The organism is Proteus columbae, from assembly GCF_002777965.1.
Lineage (GTDB): Bacteria > Pseudomonadota > Gammaproteobacteria > Enterobacterales > Enterobacteriaceae > Proteus > Proteus columbae.
Map to the genome: position 1 here is coordinate 180,324 of NZ_NGVR01000028.1, position 25,046 is coordinate 205,369.

General features: G+C 38.5%; 20 protein-coding genes. 7 read left to right on the forward strand and 13 right to left on the reverse strand.

All coding sequences use genetic code 11. The features are described from left to right. Positions 1–5: 5 nt before the first annotated feature. Together CBE70_RS15395 and CBE70_RS15400 are read right to left on the reverse strand one after the other, a co-directional pair. Positions 6–311 (reverse strand): DUF883 family protein, encoded by a 306-nt coding sequence (locus CBE70_RS15395; protein ID WP_098941181.1) that lies wholly within the window; start codon positions 309–311, stop codon positions 6–8. A 265-nt stretch (positions 312–576) separates the two neighbouring features. Beyond that, positions 577–1,236, reverse strand: a complete 660-nt coding sequence (locus CBE70_RS15400) for a DedA family protein (RefSeq protein ID WP_100160003.1) — start codon at positions 1,234–1,236, stop codon at positions 577–579. 725 nt (positions 1,237–1,961) lie between these two features. Between CBE70_RS15400 and sstT the strand changes: the two genes are divergently transcribed. After that, a complete protein-coding gene (gene sstT / locus CBE70_RS15405) occupies positions 1,962–3,215 on the forward strand; it encodes a serine/threonine transporter SstT (RefSeq protein ID WP_098941179.1) in 1,254 nt (417 codons plus the stop codon). Positions 3,216–3,327: 112 nt separating this feature from the next. Here sstT and CBE70_RS15410 read toward each other — a convergent pair whose 3' ends face one another. Beyond that, positions 3,328–5,346 (reverse strand): NADPH-dependent 2,4-dienoyl-CoA reductase, encoded by a 2,019-nt coding sequence (locus tag CBE70_RS15410; protein ID WP_100160004.1) that lies wholly within the window; start codon positions 5,344–5,346, stop codon positions 3,328–3,330. Positions 5,347–5,616: 270 nt separating this feature from the next. Between CBE70_RS15410 and CBE70_RS15415 the strand changes: the two genes are divergently transcribed. Continuing rightward, positions 5,617–6,033 carry a DoxX family protein gene (locus tag CBE70_RS15415; RefSeq protein WP_075671373.1) on the forward strand — a complete coding sequence of 139 codons (417 nt, stop codon included), beginning with the start codon at positions 5,617–5,619 and terminating at the stop codon, positions 6,031–6,033. A 139-nt stretch (positions 6,034–6,172) separates the two neighbouring features. Here the strand turns inward: CBE70_RS15415 and CBE70_RS15420 are convergent, their stop codons facing one another. From CBE70_RS15420 to CBE70_RS15440, 5 genes are all read right to left on the reverse strand, one after another. Next, positions 6,173–8,971: a M16 family metallopeptidase gene (locus tag CBE70_RS15420; RefSeq protein ID WP_100160005.1), complete on the reverse strand. Its 2,799-nt coding sequence runs from the start codon at positions 8,969–8,971 to the stop codon at positions 6,173–6,175. Then, positions 8,961–10,670, reverse strand: a complete 1,710-nt coding sequence (locus CBE70_RS15425; RefSeq protein ID WP_100160006.1) for an ABC transporter ATP-binding protein/permease — start codon at positions 10,668–10,670, stop codon at positions 8,961–8,963. The genes CBE70_RS15420 and CBE70_RS15425 overlap by 11 nt, the downstream gene beginning before the upstream one ends. A gap of 63 nt (positions 10,671–10,733) precedes the next feature. Beyond that, positions 10,734–13,481 (reverse strand): TonB-dependent receptor, encoded by a 2,748-nt coding sequence (locus CBE70_RS15430; RefSeq protein WP_100160007.1) that lies wholly within the window; start codon positions 13,479–13,481, stop codon positions 10,734–10,736. A gap of 103 nt (positions 13,482–13,584) precedes the next feature. Beyond that, a complete protein-coding gene (locus CBE70_RS15435) occupies positions 13,585–14,613 on the reverse strand; it encodes a FecR family protein (RefSeq protein WP_232797409.1) in 1,029 nt (342 codons plus the stop codon). After that, on the reverse strand, positions 14,603–15,151 hold the full coding sequence (locus CBE70_RS15440; RefSeq protein WP_100160008.1) for an RNA polymerase sigma factor: 549 nt from the start codon (positions 15,149–15,151) through the stop codon (positions 14,603–14,605). The genes CBE70_RS15435 and CBE70_RS15440 overlap by 11 nt, the downstream gene beginning before the upstream one ends. Positions 15,152–15,322: 171 nt before the next feature. Between CBE70_RS15440 and CBE70_RS15445 the strand changes: the two genes are divergently transcribed. Then, positions 15,323–16,120: an energy transducer TonB gene (locus CBE70_RS15445; protein WP_100160009.1), complete on the forward strand. Its 798-nt coding sequence runs from the start codon at positions 15,323–15,325 to the stop codon at positions 16,118–16,120. A gap of 219 nt (positions 16,121–16,339) precedes the next feature. Here the strand turns inward: CBE70_RS15445 and CBE70_RS15450 are convergent, their stop codons facing one another. Together CBE70_RS15450 and ettA are read right to left on the reverse strand one after the other, a co-directional pair. After that, positions 16,340–17,293 (reverse strand): type II toxin-antitoxin system PemK/MazF family toxin, encoded by a 954-nt coding sequence (locus CBE70_RS15450; RefSeq protein ID WP_157926016.1) that lies wholly within the window; start codon positions 17,291–17,293, stop codon positions 16,340–16,342. Between the two features lie 176 nt (positions 17,294–17,469). Then, positions 17,470–19,137, reverse strand: coding sequence for an energy-dependent translational throttle protein EttA (ettA, locus tag CBE70_RS15455; RefSeq protein WP_100160011.1), 1,668 nt, complete (start codon positions 19,135–19,137; stop codon positions 17,470–17,472). Between the two features lie 342 nt (positions 19,138–19,479). On the opposite strand from ettA, the gene sltY reads away from it, so the two are divergent. After that, on the forward strand, positions 19,480–21,399 hold the full coding sequence (gene sltY, locus CBE70_RS15460; protein ID WP_100160012.1) for a murein transglycosylase: 1,920 nt from the start codon (positions 19,480–19,482) through the stop codon (positions 21,397–21,399). A 101-nt stretch (positions 21,400–21,500) separates the two neighbouring features. After that, entirely contained in the window at positions 21,501–21,812 is a 312-nt protein-coding gene (trpR, locus tag CBE70_RS15465; protein WP_036911763.1) for a trp operon repressor, read from the forward strand. A 119-nt stretch (positions 21,813–21,931) separates the two neighbouring features. On the opposite strand, the gene yjjX is transcribed toward trpR, so the two are convergent. Next, entirely contained in the window at positions 21,932–22,468 is a 537-nt protein-coding gene (gene yjjX / locus CBE70_RS15470) for an inosine/xanthosine triphosphatase (protein WP_023580954.1), read from the reverse strand. A gap of 51 nt (positions 22,469–22,519) precedes the next feature. Between yjjX and gpmB the strand changes: the two genes are divergently transcribed. Then, positions 22,520–23,167 carry a 2,3-diphosphoglycerate-dependent phosphoglycerate mutase GpmB gene (gpmB, locus tag CBE70_RS15475; RefSeq protein WP_100160013.1) on the forward strand — a complete coding sequence of 216 codons (648 nt, stop codon included), beginning with the start codon at positions 22,520–22,522 and terminating at the stop codon, positions 23,165–23,167. 42 nt (positions 23,168–23,209) lie between these two features. Here gpmB and robA read toward each other — a convergent pair whose 3' ends face one another. Then, positions 23,210–24,118 carry an MDR efflux pump AcrAB transcriptional activator RobA gene (gene robA, locus CBE70_RS15480; RefSeq protein ID WP_100160014.1) on the reverse strand — a complete coding sequence of 303 codons (909 nt, stop codon included), beginning with the start codon at positions 24,116–24,118 and terminating at the stop codon, positions 23,210–23,212. A 221-nt stretch (positions 24,119–24,339) separates the two neighbouring features. On the opposite strand from robA, the gene creA reads away from it, so the two are divergent. Next, positions 24,340–24,798 carry a protein CreA gene (gene creA / locus CBE70_RS15485; RefSeq protein ID WP_171455359.1) on the forward strand — a complete coding sequence of 153 codons (459 nt, stop codon included), beginning with the start codon at positions 24,340–24,342 and terminating at the stop codon, positions 24,796–24,798. Positions 24,799–24,817: 19 nt separating this feature from the next. Here creA and CBE70_RS18565 read toward each other — a convergent pair. Next, on the reverse strand, positions 24,818–25,046 hold a 229-nt coding region (locus tag CBE70_RS18565; RefSeq protein ID WP_232797410.1), incomplete at its 5' end, for a hypothetical protein.

Here is a 25,046-nt window from a genome sequence, read left to right on the forward strand (position 1 = left end):
ATAAATTAGCGTTTTGCTAGTAGAACACCAAGAACAACACCAACAGCTGCACCAATACCGACACCTGTCCATGGATTTTCACGAACATAGTTATCTGCTTTTCCGGCTATTTCTTTGGTGTTATCGACAATTTCTCGACCTGCATCGCTGAGTTTTGCACGAGAGCCTTTGATTGCTGATTCTGCTTTTGCGCGTAAGCTCTGGATTTCTTCTTTGGATTTATCTGCAGAGGAGTTCAGCACTTCTTCTAGAGTATCAGCAAGAGATTTCAATTCACTACGCAGATCTTCATTTGAACGTTGATGAGACATAATTAACTCCTTTAATAATGACAGGTTAATACTTATAACCATAGACCAATTTTATCTCTTAATAAAATTAAATATTGACCTAAGGGGGGAAAAGAGAAAAATCTTAATGAAACAAGATTATTTACTGCATCATCTACGATGAAAAAAGAATAAATCGCCAATAAAATAAAAGCCTGTTCAGTTATCTGTAACAGGCTTTTGGCATGAGTATTATGACTTTATTTTGTATTCGGAATATCTTGATGTTATTAGAAAAGGTAGCGCTTTAGCTCACTTTCTTTTTCTTTTTAATCACAACCCAGATGCTACCAATTAATCCCATAACTAATAGGCAAACAGGTAATAGCATAAGGATATTCATTAAATAGTGTTCATACTGACGAAACAGTGGGCTATTACCTAACATATAACCCAATGTGGTCAGTATACCGACCCATAAAAGTCCACTTAACCAGTTGAAAATTTGAAAGCGAGTATTGTTCAATCCAGCAAGGCCTGCAATCGTTGGCAATAATGTTCTAACGAACGCTAAAAAGCGGCCAATAAGTAATGCAGCTAAGCCATGGCGATGAAAAAGTCCATGTGCGCGCTGATGGTAATGTTCTGGTAAATGCGATAACCAACTGCGTACTAATTTCGTATTTCCAAGCCATCGCCCTTGAAGATAGCCCAACCAACAACCTAGGCTTGCTCCTGCGGTCAAAATAAGTAAGGTCAATGGAAAATCCATTGTATCTTTAGCAATTAACACGCCCACTAAAATTAATAAGCTATCTCCTGGTAAGAAAGCTGCGGGCAATACTCCGTTTTCTAGGAATAGTATGGTGAATAATAAAATGTAGATAATCCATATTAATGAAGGATTAGCTAAGGTTTCGTAATCTTGATGCCATAGCGCCAAGAATAGCTCTCTTACGATTTCCATATAAAAGGCTTCCTAAAACTGAGTCATTTGGGGGTAAATATAAAATCAATAGGTGTTGTAATCTATTTACCCGTTTTCTACTTCATAGAGTCTATTTTTCATTGTTTAAAACAGCAACACTCTAACAAAATCAGGAAAAACTAGACAGAAAATTTTTCAACTCGATGACGACACCACATACACATGGATATTGGATTTCGAAAAATAGACATCTAATCTCTTTTTGAGTTCAGAATAGGAAGTTTTTAAAAAGAAAACCTTAAGAGAATGGATAATACTAAGAGGTGTTTTCTATTTTATAGAGATCATAAAAGATAAATTTTTAATATTAACTGAGAAAAAATAAAACGTTATCTTGCTTATATTGTTCATCTTTTTTTGTTTATTATTTATTCAAATAAATGAAGGTTAGAGAGAATAATTGTTAGTGATAATGTTAATAAAAAAGACAGTCAGTTGATGACGAAAACCCAAAAAAATAAAAAACAAGTAAGATGGCTAAGTATAACTTACTGATAATAATAATTTCTTTCATTTCTGGTTGGTATATTAAAAAGAACAAAATCCTATTATGATCACAGTTATGTTATTTTATTGTTAACAAAAACGGTTAATGCTGTATATTTTGCATAATCAGCTTTTCAGCGCGATTCAATTCCTTATACTGGCATTGCAAACACTCAAAAATGCCTTTTTTAAATATTATTTTAAGTAATGGAATAGCTATGGATAAACAACAATCCAGAGTCTTCAGCCTGTTCTTTAAGGGAAGCCTCGTCAAACAAATACTCGTTGGTTTAGTTGCAGGGATTTTACTTGCTTGGTTAGCGCCAGAAGCTGCCAAGATGATGAGTCTATTAGGGACCCTGTTTATTAGTGCACTTAAAGCTGTAGCGCCTATCTTAGTATGGGTACTGGTTATGGCTTCGATTGCTAATCACCGTCAAGGGCAGAAATCAAATATTCGCCCTGTATTGATTTTATATCTGTTAGCAACGTTCTTTGCTGCGTTAACCGCCGTTGTTGCCAGCTTTATGTTCCCATCAGTTTTAACGCTAGTTGTTAACGAATCACAACTGTCACCACCTGAAAATATTGCTGAAGTTCTTAAAGGCGTATTAATTAATGTGGTCGCAAACCCTGTTGATGCGCTTATTAATGGTAACTATATGGGTATTCTAGCGTGGTCTATTGGGCTTGGCTTAGCATTACGCCATGCAAGTGATACCACTAAAGCCTTAACGCAAGATTTAGCTGACGCAGTAACAAATGTAGTTCGTGTTGTTATTCGATTAGCACCTATCGGTATTTTTGGTTTAGTGTCATCAACTATAGCAACAACAGGTTTTGAAGTTCTCGCAGGCTACTTACAAGTTCTTGTAGTACTAATTGGTTGTATGCTGTTTGTTGCTTTAGTTGTGAACCCACTGATTGTATTTTGGAAAATTCGCAGTAATCCATATCCACTAGTATGGGCATGTCTGCGTGAAAGTGGTGTAACTGCCTTCTTTACACGTAGCTCTGCAGCAAATATTCCTGTGAATATGGCAATGTGCCGTCGTATGAATTTAAACGAAGATACTTATTCTGTTTCAATTCCATTAGGTGCGACCATCAATATGGGTGGTGCGGCAATTACTATCACTATTTTGACATTAGCGGCAGTAAATACATTGGGTATGCCTGTTGATGTGCCAACTGCATTATTATTAAGCCTTGTTGCTGCAATTTGTGCTTGTGGTGCATCGGGTGTGGCAGGAGGATCTTTACTGTTAATTCCACTGGCTTGTAGCATGTTTGGCATTAGCAATGATATCGCTATGCAAGTGGTTGCTGTGGGTGTGATGATTGGTGTGTTACAAGATTCAGCAGAAACGGCACTTAACTCATCAACGGATGTTCTCTTCACTGCAACAGTCTGTATTGCTGAAGATAATCGTATTTCAGATAATCCATTAACTGAAAAAAATAATGGGTAAAAAGGGTAAGTAGTAAGACAGGAAGAGCTGTAAAAATAATAATCAATAATAAAAAATAGAACCCCACATTTATGTGGGGTTTCTTTTTGCTATTTATCAACATGTTAATGGTTTAAATGGCAAGTGCTAACTCAGTTCCTTGCCTAATAGCGCGTTTTGCATCTAATGCACTGGCATCTTTTGCTCCACCAATAAGATGAACTATTTTGTTTTCTTTTTCTAAAGGCGTAAATAGAGGGTGATAAGCGCGTTGCCCTGTACACAATATAATATTATCAGCCATAAGAAGTTGTTGCTTTCCATCTTGTTCAATCATAAGACCTTCTGGTGTGATTTTTTGATAATGACAGTCTGTTAAGAATTTAACGCCTTTATTCTCTAATGTAAGTCTGTGTATCCAACCTGTTGTTTTACCCAAACTTAAACCTATTTTTCCGGCTTTACGCTGTGTCATAACAATGTGTTTAGTATCGTTTTTAAGGTGATTAGCGGGTTTGATGCCACCACGAGATGAAAGAGTCGGATCTATGCCCCATTCTTTGTTAAAAGCACAAGGGCTTAGGCTGCTGCATTGCCCTTTTTGAGTAAGATAGAGACTGGTATCAAAGCCAATACCTCCGCTACCAATAATCACCACATTTTTACCCACAGGTTGATGGTGTTTTAAAACATCAAGGTAAGTTTTAACTATCTTATTATCTTGCCCTTCAATGTCAGGGCTGTGAGGAGTAACACCACTGGCTAAAATAACTTCATCGAAGTTTTCAAGATGATGAGCAGTGGCTTCGGTATTATTTTTAACAATCACACCGGTGAGTTGTAGCTGCCGTTTAAAGTAGCGTAAGGTTTCTTTAAATTCTTCTTTTCCGGGAATTTGGCTCGCAATGTTCAGTTGTCCACCAATAACATCTTCTTTCTCAAACAGTGTGACATGATGACCACGTTTCGCAGCAGTTACCGCAAAAGATAATCCCGCAGGACCCGCACCAACAACAGCCAGCTTTTTAGGTTGTTGAGTTGGAATAACCAGAAGTTCAGTTTCTCGACAAGCAAAAGGATTAACTAAACAAGAGGCAGTTTGACCTGAAAATATTTCATCAAGGCACGCCTGATTACAAGCGATGCAAGTATTGATTTCATCTTCGCGCCCCTGTTGTGCTTTAAGCACAAACTCAGGATCAGCAAGAAAAGGGCGAGCCATTGAAACCATATCAGCACAGCCTTCCGCTAAAATAGCTTCTGCGGTTTGTGGTGTGTTAATTCGGTTTGATGTAATAAGTGGGATATTCACCTTTCCCATTAATTCACGCGTTACATTCGCAAATTGGCCTCTTGGCACCATGGTGGCTATTGTTGGAATTCGTGCTTCATGCCAACCGATCCCTGTGTTGATCATTGTAGCACCGGCTTTTTCAACAGCTTTGGCAAGATAAAGTACCTCTGATGCATCTGAGCCATCTTTAATTAAATCCAACATAGAAAGACGGTAAATAATAATAAACTGCTCACCGACTGCTTTTTTTATGCCTTCAAGAATGCGTAAAGCGAAACGACAACGATTTTCAATAGTTCCACCCCACTGATCGTCTCGCTGATTAGTGTGTCTGACTAAAAACTGATTAATTAAATAGCCTTCTGATCCCATTATCTCAACACCATCATAGCCCGCCTTTTGAGCTAATTGAGCACAGCGAATGTAGTCAGCGATAGTTTGTTCTATTTGTTCATGACTCATTTCTGTTGGCATAAAAGGAGTTATTGGCGATTGAATAGCTGAAGGGGCAACTAAGTTTGGCTGGTAACTATAACGACCTGTATGCAAGATCTGTAAAGCAATTTTACCGTCTTGTTGATGAACAGCGTCAGTAACAAGCTGATGAGCCGCCAACTGGCTCTCAGATATCAATGTCGCCGCGTGCGGTAATAACACACCTTGTTTATTGGGAGAGATCCCTCCAGTCACTATTAATGCAACACCAGCAGCTGCACGTTGGGCATAAAACTGTGCAAGTTTTGGGGCATCATTCGGATTTTCTTCAAGTCCAGTATGCATAGAGCCCATAAGAATACGGTTTTTAAGTACGGTAAACCCTAAATCAAGAGGCGAAAATAGATGAGAATAATGTGCCATCAGATACCCTTTTTAGACTGGTCAGATGAGATATCTATTAGCATAACGAGAAGTGAGTGATTAAGAGTTTATTATGTTAATAAGTTGTGATCTTAATCATGGAAAAGGTGAGTAGGGGGCGATAAAGCAATAATAATCTAAGTAATTAGTTAATGAGAACAAATAGTGATAATAAAAATCACACTCATTCATAATATTTCATCATATAATGTAGAGTACCTATTAATACGTATTAAAAATACACATCACTATTTTGAATTTGGAGACGTTATGATTAATAAATTTAATCAACTTGTTGACTGTTCTGACTTGGGTAAATTGGTACTACGTGTTTCTCTTGGAGTTTTAATGTTATTACATGGACTTCATAAAATGGAACCGGGTGGATTAGCAGGTATTCAGGGCATGTTAGCTAATTTTAATTTACCAGCCTTTATTGCCTACGGTACAGTGATCGGGGAAGTGGTTGCTCCTATCTTACTGATTATCGGTTTATTTACTCGAGCATCGGCACTTGTTTTAGCTGGTACAATGTTTGTTGCTGTCTTGATGGTTCACTCTGGTGATCTATTTGCATTAAATCCTAAAACAGGGGGATGGGCACCAGAGAGTGCGGGCTTTTATCTATTTGCCGCGATTGCTGTCATGTTTTTAGGTAGTGGTCGTTTTGCTGTTAAAAAAGATTAATAAATTTAATAATCAATAAATTTGAATATTATCTTTATAACTTGATTAAAATAGATGAATAAACGCCCAGTTTTATCTTGAACTGGGCGTTTTATTTTCGACGACGTAGTTAATTATTGTTTATAAACTAAAGTCGTTTTTATTTTTGGGTTGCTGGCGTTAACTTAAAGACCTTTTCATTCTCACCTAACCACTGGCGAGCTACTTGGTTTATATCGTTAACACTTAATGCTTTTATAATGGCAGGATCAGTAAGCAAACGCTGATACTGTTGGTCATCAGTTGCAACTTGTGCAAGGGCATCTGTCCAATAGCTTGCACTGTCATTTACCTGTAAATTTTCAGTTAGCCAGATATTTTTAGCCTCTTGTAACTCTTTATCTGTAATGCCTGACTGCTTAACTTCATTTACGACTTTACGAGCAAGAGTAATTAATTCATCTGCACGTTCAGGTGATGCCGTAAAATTTAAACGGCCAGTATAGTAGCTTGTAGGTACTTTCGTTAACATTTCAGAGAAACCAAGTGAATAAATACCACCTGCTCTTTCACGTAGGTTGAGTCTTAAACGTTGGCTTATTACCGTATCTAGTAAATTTAGCGCTAATACTTGTTGTTGTGACCATTGAGCAGGTGCCGCATATTGAATGCTAATCATGCTCTTATCACTACTTGCAATAGGATATGTTTTGCTAAACGAGGTAAGTTTAGGATTAATTGCGGGATCTGCCCAAAATAGGCGTTGGTCTGAACGCGTTGGCAGGCTCGCAATCCAACGTTCAACAAGAGGTTTAACTTGATTTAGATTAACTGGACCACTGATAACTAAAGTCATATCAGCAGGTTGCCCTAAAATCATTTGGTTGGTTTGCTGTAATTGTTGGGCAGTAAACTGTTTCCAAGCACCTTGAGGGGAAACCACTAAACGATCGCCATTTTGATAGCTTTCTTTATTGATGTTATCTAAGAAAGTACGTTCAACAGGTGTTTTTGAAATACCTAATGCCATGGCTTGTTTTTGCTGCTCTAACTTCTCGCCATTAAACTGTGGAGAAGTCACTTTTAGATGCATTAATGTTAGTAAGGTTTCCAATTCATCAATCGGCGCTTCGCCACGAAAACCATGGAATAACAGTTCGCTATAAGGGCGTAAACTAATTTGATGTTGCTTGGTAAATAACGCCAATTCACGCGCATTATAATTACCATATCCACTTACTTCAGGTAATTTTAATGCCCATTGCACCATACCTAAGCTTTGATTTGTTTCAAGAGAAGAACCGCCCGGAATACGCAGTGAAACTTGAATATTATCTTTGAGATAACTGTCATTTTTCACAATCACTTTTACGTTATTGCTTAGTGTCCACTCTTGTGTTTTTTCAATCGGCAGTGATTGCGTTGAAACAACTGAACCTGTGAGCTTAGGTTTAATATCTAATACAACGGCTTGCGTTTTTAGGGTAAATGCGCCCGGATTTGATTGTCTAATTTCTTGCCAGCGCTGTGCGGCTTTAGTTGCATTAAACAAATTGGCATCATTATCTGGGCCAATCACAGCAACTCGTGGTGATGACTGCTTTAGATATTGGGCGAAATAAGCTGACAATGTTTCAGGGGTAACTTTATTGATTAATTGATAGCTTAAATTTAGTGCCTGTTTTTTAGTTTGAATTGGCATATCCAATTCAATAGCAGTAGTGATTTGGTTAGCTAAATAATCGTGCTCGTAACGCTCTTCGCCAGCAGCTTGTTGACTTAGACGTTTTAACATCGCGTTGCGAGCATTATCTAACTCTTCTTGAGTAACTGGAACAGAGGCTAGGCGTTGAACCTCTGTAAATAAGATATCTAATGCACCTTGGTAATCATTGCCTTTAGGATGCGCAATCATCAATTGTTGTGAACGACGAGAGTCTAACATTGCGCCTTGAGCATTGGCGCTAATAGAAGCTATTAATCCATTATCAACGATAGTGGAGAAACGTTGATTTAAAATTGATAGCCATAATGAATCCATTAAATCTTCATATTGACCTTGGCGACTATTTAAAGGTGCTGGTAAAGTTCGCTGCAAAGTGAACTGTAAAATACGCGAACCTTGCTCTTTGTCGAAAATCGTTTTAACGAGTAGATCTTTATGATCGATAAAATTGTGCCAAGATGGTGAATCAATCCCTTTATTCTCGCTGTTTTTAGCGTTAAACAGTTGCTTAATATCGGCAATAGCATCGCCCTGATTAAAGTTACCAACCAGTACTAATGCCATTCTTTCTGGTTGATACCAAGTATCGTAATAGCGCTTTGCATCTTTCACATCGCCATGTTTAACGATTTCTAAATCGCCAATAGGATCACGATCCAGATAACGGCTACCGTAATAACGTAGTTCTTCTAACTGGCGGTTAATTCGAAAACCGATACCTTGGCGCAAACGCCATTCTTCAACAATAACGGGGCGCTCTTTATCAAACTCAATAGGGTCAAATGTCATTTCAAATGCCCAATCTGATAAGATTTTTAGCCCTGTTTTAATTTGGATCGGGTTTGCATTCGGTAATGACAGCTTATAAGTTGTCGCATTTAAACTTGTTGCGGCATTTACATGACTACCTAATTTCATGCCTAGGCTTTCAAGTTGTTTAAAGCCCGTTGTACCCGGAAAATGAGTTGTACCTTTAAATGCCATATGCTCAGTAAAATGTGAAAAACCGAGCTGTTTTTCATCTTCTTGAACGGAGCCACTTTTTACTAAAAGGCGCATTTCAACACCAGTTTGTGGGCGTTGTAGTAAGTAGACGTCTAAACCATTATCTAGCGTAAAATGGCGAACATCAGGACGCAGTAGTAGCGTATTTTTGTCATTTTGATTAGGGGTGCTTGCAGCACAGCCTAAAAGTGAAAGACTGACTGAAACAATTAATAAATTACGATACATATTCGCTAGCTCCAGCAGGTTGAGAGGAGGATACGATAGGGGCTTTGAGTGAAAGCACATTATCTGCAATCACATGTGTAAAGCGCTGGTGGCTGACTAAGGCAATACCTGCGGTTGGCAGATGTTGTTTTAGCAACTTCAACATGTTTAATGCATTTTGTTCATCAAGTGCTGATGTGGTTTCATCTAATAAAATAAGCTCTGGTTTATTGAGTAATAAACGGGCGAAAATAAGGCGTTGTTGCTCACCACCGGATAGACGTGTTGTCCAATCAGTTTCCAGTGAAAGTTGATTTTTTATTTTGTCTAAGCCGACCAAATGAAGCGCTTCTTCGTACTCCTTAGCGGAGAATTGATTAGGCTGACAAGGATAAGCGAGCAAATTATCTAAACGCGCAAAAGGCAGATACATACGCTGTGGGATCCAACACACATTTGGCGAGCGTTGAATTTCCCCTTTGAAATAAGGCCAATGTCCACTTAATGCTCTAAGCAGTGTTGATTTACCTAAACCAGAACAACCTTCGATAACGGTTAATTCCCCCGCTTTTACAGAGAAGTTAATATCTTGGATTAACAGGCTGTCATCTTGCATAAATAGAGAAAGATTGGCCTTCAGTTTAGTTTGTTTATCATTTAGATCAGCGACTTCTGGCTCATGATCGTGCTCTAAAAGTACCACGAAATTATAAAGACGCGTCACCGTTGCTTGCCATGCTGCAATCTCTTTATAGGAGAAAATAAACCAGCTTAATGCGCCTGCAACACTAGAGAATGCTTGTCTCAACTGCATTAATCCCCCTAGCATTAATTCACCAGCAAGGAATTTAGGTAGGGCAAAAATAATTGGTGCCATTGCAGTAGCTTGTTGGTAGCCCACTGTAAAGAATGAAAGATTTCTTTCGTAGCGAATAAGGTTATTCCAGTTATGAATAACACCTAAAAAACGACTCATTAATTCGTTACGATCACTGATTTCACCACGCTGACCTGCAATCGCATCGCCATGTTGTTTACGGGTGATGAGTGCGGTACGGTAATCCGCTTCTTTGCGCTGTTTATCCATATTAATTTTACGCAATGGCGAACCAATTAATTGCGTAATGGTGATCCCAATAATGGTATAGATAATACAAGCCCAGAACATGTAGCCAGGAATTGTCCACTCGCTACCACCTAATGTGAAAGAAATAGCGCCAGACAGAGACCAAAGAATAGTGGCAAAAGAGATAAGCGTGAGTAACGAGTGCAAAAATGTCACGGTTAAACGCATTGTTGATTCGATCAGTAAACGAATATCTTCTGCAATACGCTGATCTGGGTTATCAGGTTCTTGAGAAGTGAGTCTTAACATGTAGTGTTTACTGTTTTTTGATAACCAGCGATCAAGCACTTGTTCAGTCATGCCTTCTCGCCAGCGAATTACCATTTTTTGGCGTAAGAAATCGCCCATTACTACCACAGTAATTAATCCCGCAATAATAATCACAAATTGTTGAAGAAGTTTGTAGAGCGCTTGTCCATCAAGTTGTTGTAATGCGTTATAAAAATCGCCATTCCATTCATTCATTTTGACGTTAAACCAAACCGATGACAGGGTTAAGGTTAACGAGACAATCAATAGAAACCAGCAGTAGAGGGCGGCACGCCGCCCCCAAAAAGGTGAAACTAAATAGAAAAATTGTTTTATTGTTTTCATTGCTTATTGGTCATATTTTTATTGTATATCGACTTGGTTGCTCACATTAACTTCGTCAATTTATTAATAGTCGTAGCTAACTTGTAACCAGAACTGACGGCCTGGCTCATAAGATTTGTAATCGTTGTTTTGGTAAGTGAAGTAATCAGCAACATTTTTGGTGTTAAGAACATTATTCACTTCAACAGAAATACCGACACCATAAGCAAATTCAGGTTTCCAACCCAGTTTGGTATCCCAAGTAAAACGGCTACTGTAATTACGTTTTTTGTATTCAAATAATGGGCCATATTCACTTGGTTTTGGTGCACCATTATTGACTTTCTCTGCTTGTGAACGAGCACCATTCCATTGAAGGCGGTTATACCAAGTCATATCCCAATCATCCCAAACGCTGGTTAATTCTGCGGTGACTTTTAATGGTGAGTTAAAATTGCCAGAAGGTAAGTCTTTGGCATTGATGATTTTTCCGTCATACCAAACTTTGTCATAGTTCATTCCTTGTGAACTAGGATCAAAATTGGCATAACCAGAATCTTTAGGAGTATTGGTTTTGCTTTGCTGCCAGCTAATAGAAGCATTAAAAACATGGTCTGCTCGAGCTAATTCCCACGGCTGACTATTTTTCACAGAAAGCGTTACAGTATCGTGAGTACTACGTCCATTATTATTGAAATGACGAATTCTTATTTTATCTTTGTCATTTGGGTATTTTGTATCACTACGGACTTCGTCACGACCTTCACGATGAACGTATTGCAAACGCCAAGTGGTGGAAGCAATTTCTTGTTGCAAACCTAAGGTTATTTCATCGTTATATGGCGTTTTTAACGAATCAACGCCTTCAAAGTCAGTGCGGTTTTCCCAATCATTTGGATTGTTGTTATCACAAGAGAAGTAGCAGTGTTGTAAGCCTGCATTCTGTGCGCCATACAGTGCGTAAGTCAGCATTGAACGACCGTAATAACGGTTTACACCACCAATAATTAAGGTATCACCTGTCCCCCAAAGATCATAAGTTCCACTTAAACGTGGAGAGATATTATTTTTTTGAACAAAATCATCGCGATCTAAACGGATACCCGGACGTAATGTGAGGCGTTTATATTGGATATTATCGTCGAGATAAATAGCGTAGTTAGTATATGAAGCATCATATGTGCCCGCTAAGAAACGCGTTGTTTGCTGCAATGAACCCATCCACTGATCATCCCATGTGGAACCTGTATAGGTGTAGTTGTAATAGGTTTTATCGCGAATATAAGAGCCTTTAGTTCGGCTAATTTCAAATCCGGTCGTTGGTTGGTGACTCACAGCACCCCATTCAACAGGGTTAAATCGCATAATACTTTTTGCGTTATAGGTTTCTTGTTTACTTTTTAGATCACCTTGGCCACCACTGCTAACCTGCTGTGGATTTTGCCAATCAGTATAATCTTTAATGGTGACAAAGTAGTCTTGATCATTAGAACGCTTATCTTCAAGGTTTTGATAACCCGCTGTTAATTCTAATGAACCAAGATCAAGTTGGTGTTTATAAAGTGCGGTAAAACTCAAACCATTATGTTCGTTGTCATAACCTGAGTTATAGACAGAGCCTGAGAATAAATAACTATTATAACGAGCAATATTACTCGACAAATCAAGAGATTGTTTCTCTGAAATATCCCATGAATATTTAATAAAATAGTTATCTGATGTTCGAGTTTGATCTTTGTAATGAGGTGATTGCTCAACTTGTTCTAACTGACCATCTGGAGTCAGGATAATTCCACCTTCTGCACTTATCATCATCGGGATCGTTGATTCACGACGAGATGCAGAGAAAATAAGTCCGGTGTTGTCTGTTAATCCTGTTTCAAACCAACCACCAAAGTTTTGTTTATCATATTTTTTCTGGAAACGAGCTGGGTTACTAAAATCATTGTTTGCTGTATCAAAATTTAGTTTTGGATCGGTGAAAATATTGTTCCAGCTTGAACGTGTTGTACGATAATAGGCGTTAGCATGGGTTTCACCAGACCAACGACGACTTTGTACTTCAACAGTTCCCCCCGTAAATCCACCGAATTCGACAGGAATATTGTTATCGTAAACTGCAACGCTATCAATTAAGCGACTATCAAGGTACATCCCTTGTTCGTCACTACTAATGCGTGTATTGGTTTCACCTAAACCAGAGTTGGCAGGGTCAAAGTCGTTGTTAAAACTCACACCATCAAGTTTATAGGAGTTTTGATAACTACTAGAGCCGTGAATAGAAATACGTGAAGGTTTAATTTCACCCTGATTCATTGATGTGCTGTCGTTATTGGAAAATTGCACCGCAGGGTTACTTTTTAGTAAGTCAGTAACGTTTCCATCACCTGTATTACGCTGTTTTATCTCTTCTGAGGTGATGTATTGTGGTGCTGAAACCACATCCGTAGCTGGATGATACGTACTGCCGACACCAGTTACTTTAACTTCAGGAATAACAATCGCGTTAGCAGTGGCTAGAGGGCGAATAACAAATCCACTACCTTGTGGAATAATTTCTAATCCACTACCAATTAAGACTTTTTGTAATGCAGTTTGGGTTTCAAATTGACCTGAAAGTGCTGGAGCACGAAGGTTTTTAACCGAATTTGCATCGAATAAAATTTGTACTTGTCCTTGTTTTGCAATAGCACTTAATGAATCAGCTAAAGACTGCTCTGGTAAAGCGACTGAAACTGTGGATGCATAAGCGCAAGGTGCAGCAATAGTGGTACTTATTAGCAACGCTAGTAAAGACCTCTTAAGGGTCCCTTTTTTGTTATTCATTCTCATTTCACCAATCCCATTCACTAACTTAATAATTGTTGTTACTAGGGAAGAGGGTGAAATGAGAATTATCCTCACCTGTAAAAAAGAATATTTTTCATATTTATTCTTATTTGTTGATAATTAACGCATTATTTTTATCGGTGAAAACAACATTAACCGGCAATATAAGTGGAATTGCGGTAATAAAGTCTTTGGCATCATTTATGTTAGCGATCCCTGAGACTTTCATTTTGGCAATTTCGGGGGAGGAAATTTGAATATTGATATCAAGATAAGGTTTGAGTTTGGTTATCACTTCATTCAATGGGCGCTCAAAGAAATGCAGTTGACCAAAACGCCAACTTCCCACGGAATCAATATTGACCGAAGAGATAACAAAACTATCGCTGGCTAATTTACTTGTAGCCTGAGAGCCTGCGTACAAATAGGCTGGAGAAGATTTTGGTGTCGCTTTTACTTCGACGATCCCTTCATGGACAGCAACGTTTATTTGATTGTTATCATAGCGACTAACGTCAAATTCAGTGCCAACAACTTTAATTAATCGGGTATCAGCATGAACATAAAAAGGGCGATACGGATTTGATTTTACCTTGAAATAGGCTTGTCCTTTATCTAGCCATAATCGTCTTTCTTCTTGCACATAAGCCACTCTTACCTGTGTATTTCTGTCTAAATAGACTTTAGAACCATCAGCTAAGGTCATTTCTTTCGGTAAGTCGCTGGTTGCAAGCGTCATATTATCCATCATTAATGCAGGTAAATGACTATAAGGGAGATATAAAACAGTGAGTAAGCAAAGAGTCGCTGTAGTGTGGATCATCGGGCGCCAAAGCGAGTACTTTTTCTTCTCAACTGTGGCTATTGTTGGTCGTGGTAATGCATCGCATTGACGCCAGATCCCTGCAATATCTTGATACGCTTGCCGGTTTACATCATTTTCTATCCACACTTTAAACGCTTGGCGTTGTTTTGGGGTCATCCTTTGACTGTGTTGTTGAGTGAACCAAAGAGCTGCTTGCTCATCTGGCGATCCATTGAGTAATTCATCATCAGTCTCCAAAAAAAAGGAGTCTAGATCCTCATCTGTGTGAGGTTTAGTTTCCGGTATATTTTTTTCCGGCTTACTCATCATTCGTGCATTTCTCCTGTCCTGCATCGACATATCTTTTGCAATGTAATAGGGCAGCCGCAATATGTTTTTCCACCATGCTAATTGAGATTTCCATTTGCTCTGCAATTTCGCTTTGTGATAGTCCATCAAAACGATAAAGAATAAATGCTTCTCGACGGCGTGGAGGTAATGTTTCAATTGCTTCGCTAAGTAGATCTAAACGCTGTTGATGCTCAAGGACATATCCCGGATCAAGCTCCGTGGTATAACTTTGAGCGGCGTCATCTAGTTCACAATCATCCTGATAGATATTTTTTTGCTTTTGATTTTTTCTCCAATGGTCAATCAAAACGTGGTTCGCTATTTTAAACAGAAAAGCACGCTGCTCTTGCACAGGTGTTTGTTCTTTTCTGTTTAGCCATAATGTAAACACATCTTGAGACAAATCATCTGCATCATGGTAATTACCCGTACGTTTGTGGAAAAAACGCACAAGTTGTCCATAGGTTGATTGATAGGCACAACTAATTTTTTGTGCCAATGATTTATCGCTAGCCATAATCTCTGGTGTCTAAAAAAGAGTGAAATAATAAGCTCTTACTGCTTCTCATGCGAACAAGTTATGATAATTATCAAGCTAATTTTTTATTGTATTATTAATAATAAGCAATATCATTTGTGTTTATATTATGCCTATAATTCACAAGAAAGAAAATCAGAGGCAAGAATTATGAGTAGTATGTCGGCGACTTTTTCACGCCGTGGGTCATTTTCTATTGGTGGATTAACCGCCAGTATTTTATTTCATGCAACGTTAGCTGTTGTCGCTATTGGCTGGATAACATCTAAAGATGAACGCTATGGCGTTTTACCACCTGCGATGACAATGGATCTTGGTATTTATCAGTTAGCTCAAGCGGAAACAAAAGATCTTCCTGTTGGGCCAGAGAAAGTCATGTCTGTTCCTGAACCGGCAGAAACAGAACCAGAGCCTGTGAAAGAAGTGTTAGATTTACCTAAAATGCCTGTGGTTGAACAAGGCTCTTATGAGCGTATTCCAGAAAAACCGAAAGTAAAACCCGTGGTAAAACCAAAACCAGTTGCGGTGAAAGTACCAGATGATCTTCCTGTTTCCGAATCCCCTTCCGAAGCAACGAGTGCACCTATTTCAGGTTCAAATGCAACCAGTAGCGCATCATTTAATAGTATGTCTTCCTCTTCCGTTAGTGGACAACTAACTTGGGAAAGTTTGATTCATAGCCATATTGAGATGTATAAACGCTATCCAAGAACGGCGATACGTTTTAAAGCGACAGGGGTAACACAACTGGCGATTTTGTTGAATGGAAAAGGGGAGTTGTTAGAAGTGAATATTCAAACCTCATCGGGAAATCGTCTTCTTGATAAAGAGGCATTAAATACGATTAAGCGTGCATCACCTTTTCCCGCGCCTGAACAGTATCGTTTAAAAAATGGAACGATATTATTTACTGCACCAATTAGTTTTGACTATCGGCAGAGCAGTTAATTAAAATATTAGATAAAAGTATAATAATAAAAAAGTAATTATAAAATTATTATACGTATTAGCATAGAAACTAAAAAACCACCTTTTGGTGGTTTTTTAGTTTTAATCATTGTGTTCGTCGGCATCGCGATTTCTCAGCGTCGCGGGGAAGATTGCCGGCTCTTTTATCCCCACCAACGAAATTAAGATTATCACAATAAAAACAGAAGTACAATGCTATTATTCAATAGAGTTTTTGTATAATAATATTTCATTATCAACCTCATCAATATATGAAGCTTTACTTTCATTAGTATACATATACATTTCTTTTAATATTAATAATTCACTCTTTAAAAAATATAATTCTGATGTTAGTTTTTTATTTTGCACCCTTAATTCTTCTAAATCAGTATATATTTTATTTTTTGATATTAATGACAATAGGCATTTATCTAACTTTTTTCTGGCATTTTTACAAATACAAGCTCGATAGTCTTGATGTCGATAATATTTTTTTCGGCTATCTAATTTAAATAAAGGGGGAAGGATACGGGTTACACCAACAGTTTGGATCATATCGCATAAGGCATAGGTCTCTTTTTTAGCGAGATCGCCAATATTTTTTATCGACTCATCAGATAATTGAAAAATAGAGCTGTTAACCGCTAAATCATGTGGTTTTTTTGAAGTAAGAGGAATGACCTTAACCCCTCTATCATCGACCTTAACAACAATTGCAGGCCTTCTTTTATGCATCTCTCCTCGCTGAGTGTTATCAGGGTAACATTTGTTTGTTTTTATTCCTTCATTGAGGTTAATACAAGGAAATATATGCCCAAATTCAACAATAATAATTTTACCAAGATATAGTATTGATTTAGCACTTTTATAGTTTTTATTTTTTAATGTTTGAGATAAATAAATATCATTTGAAACATCTTTAGGTGATAACCAAATATTTATTAATAACTTGTTTTTATCTAAATAGATTATTTCTGATTTTTTTAATTCCCACCGGTGCTCTTTTTTCCCTTTAAATCGTTTAGTGATAAAAATAGGGTAGGCTTTTTCGTTATCAATGTTGTCTTTAAAAAGAGGTGTAATGACTTCATTAATACCATTTAACGTAACGTTTCCTAATAAGTTATCTGTACAATAATTATAGAATTCAAAATAATTAATTATTATCATAACATGATCCATTAATAAATAGGTTTTAGGGGTAAAACGCTTTGGTCTATTTTAAATTAATGTGATGATGTTTTTTCTATTTTAAACTTTAAATGTATTTATTAAATAGCGAATTAATGAAATAAAAAGCAGAGAGTATTCTCTGCTTTTAGTTTTAATGAACTCAATAATTAACGTTATTTCGTCATACGTTTATATTTCATTCGGCGAGGTTGAATAGCATCGTTACCTAACGTCCGTTTTTTATATTCTTCATACTCTGTAAAGTTACCTTCAAAGAATTCAACTTTACCTTCATCTTGATAATCGATGATATGAGTAGCAATACGGTCAAGGAACCAACGGTCATGGGAAATAACCATGGCACAGCCAGGAAACTCTAACAAGGCATTTTCTAATGCACGTAAGGTTTCAACGTCCAAATCATTGGTAGGTTCATCGAGCAGTAACATATTACCACCCACTTGCAGCAGCTTAGCAAGGTGTAAACGACCACGTTCACCACCAGACAGCTCACCGACACGTTTGCCTTGATCAACGCCTTTAAAGTTAAAGCGGCCAACATACGCACGACTTGGAATTTCAAAGTTACCAATACGCATGATGTCTTGGCCACCAGAAACTTCTTCCCAAACGGTTTTACTGTCATCCATACTATCGCGGAACTGATCAACTGATGCCAGTTTAACAGTATCGCCTAGTGTTAAGGTGCCTGAATCAGGTTGCTCTTGTCCTGCGATCATACGAAATAGTGTTGATTTACCCGCACCGTTAGGGCCGATAATACCGACAATCGCCCCTTTAGGAATAGAGAAGCTTAAATCATCAATCAGAACGCGATCACCATAAGATTTTGTTAGATTATTAATTTCTAATACTTTATCCCCTAAACGTGGTCCAGGTGGAATAAAGAGTTCACTGGTTTCATTACGTTTTTGGTAATCAACGTTATTAAGTTCTTCAAAGCGAGCAAGGCGAGCCTTACCTTTTGCTTGACGACCTTTAGGATTTTGGCGGATCCACTCAAGTTCTTTCTGAATAGATTTATGGCGAGCAGCTTCAGTTGCCGCTTCTTGCTCCAGACGTGCGTCTTTTTGCTCTAACCATGAAGAGTAGTTACCTTCCCATGGAATACCTTCACCACGGTCAAGTTCTAAGATCCAACCCGCTACGTTATCAAGGAAGTAACGGTCGTGCGTGATCGCCACAACAGTGCCTTCATAATCATGTAAGAAGCGTTCTAGCCAAGCCACAGATTCTGCGTCTAAGTGGTTAGTTGGTTCATCTAATAACAGCATATCTGGTTTTTCTAAAAGAAGACGACAGATAGCAACACGGCGGCGTTCACCCCCTGAAAGTTTCTCAATTTTTGCGTTCCATTCAGGTAAACGCAGTGCTTCTGCTGCACGCTCTAATTGATTTTCAAGGTTATGACCATCATGAGATTGAATAATCGCTTCTAACTGACCTTGTTCTTTTGCTAATTTATCAAAATCAGCATCAGGATCGGCATAAGCCGCATAAACTTCATCAAGGCGGTTTAATGCGTTTTTCAGTTCGCTAACGGCTTCTTCAACGGCTTCACGTACTGTATGTTCTGGGTTTAATTTTGGCTCTTGTGGTAAGTAACCAATTTTAATACCTGGTTGTGGACGTGCTTCACCTTCGATATCAGTATCAATACCTGCCATGATGCGCAGTAATGTTGATTTACCGGCACCATTAAGACCAAGCACACCAATTTTCGCGCCCGGGAAGAAGCTGAGTGAAATGTTTTTAAGGATATGTCGCTTAGGTGGGACAATTTTCCCGACACGCAACATACTATAAACGTATTGAGCCACTATAATTACCCTTTGATTATAAAAGAGATTTTATCTGAGGTACCACTTTTTGCGCTAAAAACAAATTTTTTGTGATTAAGCCGCGTGTTTATGGTACCAAAATGAACAATAGCAAAGTCAATGCCAGTATTTTGCCAAAGACCCGAAAATGATGAAAGTCGCCAGTATACCCGATTTATAAAAGAAAACCTTAGTCAAAAGAGAGGTTTTTATCTACCTTTCGTACTTCCTCTGAAAGTAAAGAAAATTTCTCTTAAAGAGGGGAACTTACATTGTTAATGATTATCATATTAGCTAATGTATTCACTCTTTGGTGGTTCTATTTGAGGTGGGAGAAATAACGTGGTGAAGCAAAAGTGGTCGTTAACATTCGCAATAGGTGCATTGTTTTTTTCTGCATGGGCACAGGCTGACTCATTAAGCGAGCAACGCAATCGTTATCAAGAAATTAAAGCAGCGTGGGATCTAAAAAAAATAGATGAAGTAGAAAAATTACTCCCAACATTACAAGATTACCCTCTTTATCCTTATCTAGAATATCGTCAAATTACTGATAATCTTGATGTTGTTGCACCTGCTGTGGTAACTGAATTTGTGGCGAAATATCCCACATTACCACCTGCAAAAGCACTTCCATCGCTATTTGTAAATGAGTTGGCAAAACGTCAAGAGTGGCAGAATTTACTGACTTTTAGCCCTAATCCACCGAATCCAAAAGCGGCAAGATGTAATTATTATTATGCTAAGTGGGCAACGGGTGATGTGCAATCAGCGTGGATAGGGGCTAAAGAAGCATGGCTTAATGGCACATCAATGCCATCAAGTTGTGATCCGCTTTTTGATGAGTGGCAAAAAGCTAATCAATTAACACCAGAATTAGTATTAGAGCGAATTAATTTAGCCGTTAAAAATGGTAATACAGCGCTTGCTGCTTACTTGGCTCGACGCCTCCCTGAAAATTATCAAACCATTAGTGATGCATTGGTTGAATTACAAGACTATCCAAACTTAGTTGGACGCTATGCAGCCACTCTTTCACCGACAGATTTTACACGTTCCATCATACAATCTGCATTTTCACGTTGGGCAAGAAAAGATGCTGATGCAGCAAGAGCACAGCTGGACAATATCGCTCATGCACAAAAAATGACGGCGAGTGAGCGCCAATTAATGCGTGATACTGTGGCATGGCAATATATGCCTTATGCGACACCAGAGCAGGTAAAATGGCGTGATAGCGTTATTCAAGATACGGCATCAGATACATTGCGTGAGCGTCGTGTACGCCTCGCATTAAGCCAAAACCAACCGACTGAATTGGCATTGTGGTTAGAAAGGCTCTCTCCTGAAAGTAAAAATAAGGAAGAGTGGCGTTATTGGCGAGCAATGGTGTTGCAATCACAAGGTAAAAACAGTGAAGCACAAGCTATTTTAGAAGCGCTAACACAAAATCGTGGTTTTTATCCAATGGTTGCAGCAGCCAAATTAGGTAAACCTTATGTGATGGTGATAGATAAAGCCCCTAGTGTTTCATCAAGCATCCCTAATCAGCCAGAAATACAGCGTGTTCGTGAGTTAATGTATTGGCAGATGGATAACTTAGCGCGATCAGAATGGGCAAACTATGTTGCTTCACAGCCAGCACAAATACAGTCTGAATTAGCGCGTTATGCGTATGAGCAAAAATGGGCTGATTTAGCGGTGCAGGCCACTATCACGGGGAAAATGTGGGATCATCTAGAAGAGCGCTTCCCTCTTGCTTGGAAAAATGAGTTTGAGCAATATACGAAAGATAAATCAATAGACCGCAATTATGCGATGGCGATTGCTCGTCAAGAAAGTGCGTGGAACCCTCAAGCTCGCTCTTCAGCTGGCGCAACAGGTTTAATGCAGGTCATGCCAAAAACAGCAGAGTTTACGGTAAAACAAGCGGGCATTACGGGATATGCAAGTAGTGCGCAATTGACAAATCCTGTGAAGAATATTGAGATTGGTACGGCTTATCTTGATTCTGTCTATCAACGTTTTAACCAAAACCGTATTTTAGCAAGTGCTGCGTATAATGCGGGGCCAGCGCGTGTTGATCGTTGGTTATCTGATGCAAATGGTCAATTAGATGCGATTGCGTTTGTTGAAAGTATTCCTTTTGCTGAAACGCGTGGTTATGTCAAAAATGTACTCTCTTTTGCTGTTTTCTATAGCTATTTTGCGGGAGAACAGCAGCCAGTACTGACTGAAAATGAGTGGAATAGCCGATATTAAGAGATAATAACGCGGATTTATCGTTGGAGCCTCTTTGTACATTAGTAAAGTATGTTATATTATGTACTAGTTAATGAGTGTGGCAAAAAGAGGTTCCCACGATGCAAGATCCTGCATTATCACCTGAAGAGAATGAGCACTGGCTAAGATTTGTTGAGTTATTACAACATGCTTTTGAGCAAGATGTGCAATTTCCTATTTTACAACTTTTAATGACACCTGATGAACGTAGTGCTTTGGCTACTCGAGTTCGCATTGTGCAAGAGTTAATGCGAGGGGATTTAAGTCAGCGTGAGTTAAAAGAAGAGTTAGGCGTTGGTATTGCCACCATCACTAGAGGCTCTAATAGTTTAAAAACAGCGCCACATGATGTGAAATTGTGGCTTGAAAAAGAGCTAATGACGAAAAAATAGTCACGTTGTTACGCTTTAAACTAGAATAAAAAAGCCATTTAATTATTTGATTAAATGGCTTTTTTTGTTTATTTTTTATCTAAAAGCTAATTTATCTAAAAAACGCATCAGATTAATTATTAATCTTCTTTTTGATTGAGTTCTTTATAGATATCATGCGTGACAGGGACTAATGCCAGCACTAATGCTTGTTGATACACAGAAGTACGACTGAGTAGGCCATCAGTAAAATAACCAATCGCGCCGCCGCGCTGTTTAATGTTGTCAATCTTTGTTAAGAAAGCCATTTCATCGCCAAGCTCACGACCTTCACGGATCCCTTTTAAGATCTGCTCTGGTAGCATAAGGCTTGCTGAGCGCGATTCTCCACGAATTTGGCCATGTTCGACAACGATCCAAGCAAAGGTCATATCATCTTCTATACCGGCTTCGACGCCAACCCAAAAATCAGCTTCAGGGCGAACTTGACGAGCTGCCATCACACGTTGACGTGCGCCAGTTCTCGTTTCTGTATTTCCGATAGGTTGCTGTGGAACGCGACTATCGACATTAATATCTTCAATATCAAAGGTATCTTTACCGAATACTTGCTCAAAAGCGAGTTTTATCGCGTTGATTTTTGCTGGATTCGTAGTGGCTGCAATGACATGATACATAATGAATTAATCATCCTTTGAAAAATTAGAGCAGTATAACGGAAAAAATGTATGTTACAGGTCTATCTTGTTCGCCACGGTGAAACTGAGTGGAACGTGGCGAGACGTATTCAAGGGCAATCTGATAGCCCACTAACAGCGAATGGTGTGCGTCAAGCACAACAAGTTGCTGAAAAAGTAAAATCAGCAGGCATTACCCACATTATCTCAAGCGATCTTGGCCGCACTCGTCAAACGGCAGAAATCATTGCACAAGCTTGTGGCTGTGAAGTGATAACTGACCCACGTTTACGTGAACTCAATATGGGCGTTCTTGAACAGCGAGAGATCGCAACATTAAAGACACAAGAAGAGGCTTGGCGCAAGAGTTTGATTGATGGTACACCTGATGGACGAATTCCCCAAGGAGAATCAATGGCTGAATTAGCAAGTCGTATGCAGGCTGCGCTAAATCAATGTCTTGATTTACCCGAAAATAGCCGTCCACTCTTAGTCAGTCATGGTATTGCTTTAGGGTGCTTACTGAGCACAGTGTTGGGATTACCTGCACATGCAGAACGTCGTTTAAGATTGCGTAATTGCTCAATTTCACGCGTTGATTATCAAAATAGCCCTTGGCTTGCTAATGGTTGGGTGATTGAAACAGCGGGTGATGTAAGTCATCTTACTGATACTGCACTTGATGAAGTTCAGCGCTAAAAAATAAAAGCTCTCTTTTTATATTACAAAGAGAGCTATTTCTTATGCTGTTATATCTTCACGTTTAATTGGAATGTAATATTCAAAACGTTCGATATGATCTTGTGGCTCCGTTACCATCTCATTGCTGTAACGCACATTTTTAAGATAGTATTTTTCAACATCATAGCCTTTACGGCGCGTTAATCCCATATTAGGTAAGCAGACACCATAAATTAGGAATAAAAATTCCTGCATTGCACCGCGTTTTGCCTCACCTTCAAAATCAAAGCGAATATAATCACCGCCAGCAAGAGAGACTTCATTTGCTGCATCATCATCGATAAATGTTGCATAATCTGGTTCGACGGCAGTTGTGTAAAGCACACGTTGTTCGTCTTCATGCTCATCGCTATGTTGTGCGTGGTGAAGCCCATAAACTTGATGAGGGACAGTGCTTATTTTGCTCATGTAGTAGCGCCAGAAGGTTTGGCGCATGTTAGAGCAGGCTTCAGCCCATTGCTCAAGGGTGTGACTACAAGTTTGCTCAATACCAATTAATTTCTTCTCAGATAGTGTTACAAATTCCCATTTAGGTAAATTTTGAGGATCTAAGGCAATTGGTGGACAAATTCCTACCGCACACCATTCATCAGTACGACGATAAAGTGCGGGTGTTCTATTAAATTGCTTTTTAAAAGCGCGGGTAAAAGTCTGTTGAGAATCAAAACGATATTGCAAAGCAATGTCTAAAATAGGGCGGCTCGTTAAACGTAATGCAACGGCAGCACGGGATAGACGCCTTGAACGAATATAAGAACCAATCGCTTGTCCTGTAACTTCTTTAAACATGCGTTGTAGATGCCACTTGGAGTAACCCGCTTTGGTTGCGACATTATCGAGGGATAATGGCTTATCTAGGTTACTATCAAGCCAAGCGAGCAAATCACGTATGATGTTGGTTTGATCCATACATCTCCCTTAGTCATATTCGTTTGTTTATTGCCGTAGATGGTAAAGAGCCTGAACATCTATAACAAGTTATATTGTTAGACAATCGTAAAATATAGTCTTTTTCATCGACTAATGTACACAAATTCTTCTATCAGTTAGTAATAGATTGTTTTATTCTAGACAAAACTATTTTCTCATCTTTTCAATGGAACAAGGTAAATATGTTAAATTTCAAAAAGATGCTAGCAGTATCTATCTTACTCCCTTTTTCTTTGATGGCAAAAGCAGAAGAAATTGGTTACGTGGATACCGTATTTAAGTTTTTTGGCGCTAACCACAAAATTGTGATTGAAGCATTTGATGATCCTGAAGTTAAAAACGTCACATGTTATTTAAGTCGAGCAAAAACGGGGGGCATTTCAGGGAGTTTAGGTCTTGCTGAAGATACTGCTGATGCCGCTATCTCTTGTCAGCAAGTAGGGCCTATTGAACTAAGTGAAAAGGTTATTAAAGGGAAAAATAATGGCGATGTTGTTTTCCAGAAAAGAACATCACTCGTATTTAAAAAGCTTCAAGTTGTACGTTTTTACGATAAACAGCGCCACGCTTTAGTTTACCTGACTTACTCAGATAAAGTCATTGACGGTTCGCCAAAAAATGCGATTAGTGCCGTACCTATTATGCCGTGGAAAGAGTGATTTTTATTTGCTAGAGAAATTAATGGTTAATAAAATTAATACGAATAAGGTTTAAATTTTTTTTAAAAAAGAAGTTATATTTTTTTTCAAAATAGTTGCTGAGATCAATTTTCACTGTTTGTGATTTTATTAATCCTTTTTTAGATAAAGAAAACCCCTGAATATCATTTGAACTGCACCCCAAAAGTTGGACACCAACTTTGGGGTGTTTTTCTATGGCTAAATATTCTCTTGATTTTAAACTCAAT